The 645-nt window shown below is 79.2% G+C and carries 2 protein-coding genes; one reads left to right on the top strand and one right to left on the bottom strand.

All coding sequences use genetic code 11. The features are described 5' to 3' along the window. A partial coding sequence (locus KBX43_RS31260; RefSeq protein WP_210888615.1) for a hypothetical protein occupies positions 1-193 on the top strand: 193 nt, incomplete at its 5' end. Positions 194-333: 140 nt separating this feature from the next. Here KBX43_RS31260 and paaI read toward each other — a convergent pair. Next, positions 334-645, bottom strand: a 312-nt coding sequence (gene paaI / locus KBX43_RS31255; RefSeq protein WP_210888613.1) for a hydroxyphenylacetyl-CoA thioesterase PaaI, incomplete at its 5' end; no start/stop codon positions are given.

Genomic DNA, 645 nt, shown 5'->3' with positions numbered 1-645 from the left:
TGTGCCCGGTGGGGGCGGGCGGGTCGCGCCGGTGGGGTGGTGGGGCCCGACCGGCGCCCGGCCCGCCGGATCGGAGCGGCGTGCTCCGGGCGGTGCCCGGGCCGTCCTGGGCCGGACCGGCGACGGCCGGCGATCTCGCGGCGTGGCCCGGGTGGCGGACCGTCCCGTTACCCGGAGCCGCGGCGCGGCCTGAGAGGGCGGGCCGCGCGCGGCGAAGAGCCGAGCCCGGCGGGTACGCGACTGGGCTCGCCGCATGACGGCGACGTCCGGGTCGGAGCGGGCACGGGGCCACTCCGGCCCGGGCGGCTCGTCGGGCGGGTCGAGCGGTGGCCGTCAGCCGCGGGCGATGGTGCGGCTTCGTCCCCGGAACTCCGCCACCACCTCGTCGCCGCGCCGCACCGTGACGTCGTAGATGCCGCTGCGGCCCTGCCGGACCCGCTCGGTGGCGTACGCCTCCAGCACGTCGCCCTCGCGTACCGGTCGCAGGAAGCTGATCTCGCCGCCGGCCGCGACGGTGGCCGGGCCGTGGCTGTTGCAGGCGAGCGCGAACGCGGTGTCGGCGAGCAGGAACACGAAGCCGCCGTGCCCGATCGCGTGCCCGTTGAGCATCGCCGGGGTGACCCGCATCCGCGCCACCGCCGCGCC

This window comes from Micromonospora sp. C41, assembly GCF_018070485.1.
Taxonomy (GTDB): domain Bacteria; phylum Actinomycetota; class Actinomycetes; order Mycobacteriales; family Micromonosporaceae; genus Micromonospora; species Micromonospora chalcea.
This window is presented reverse-complemented; position numbering and strand designations above follow the sequence as displayed.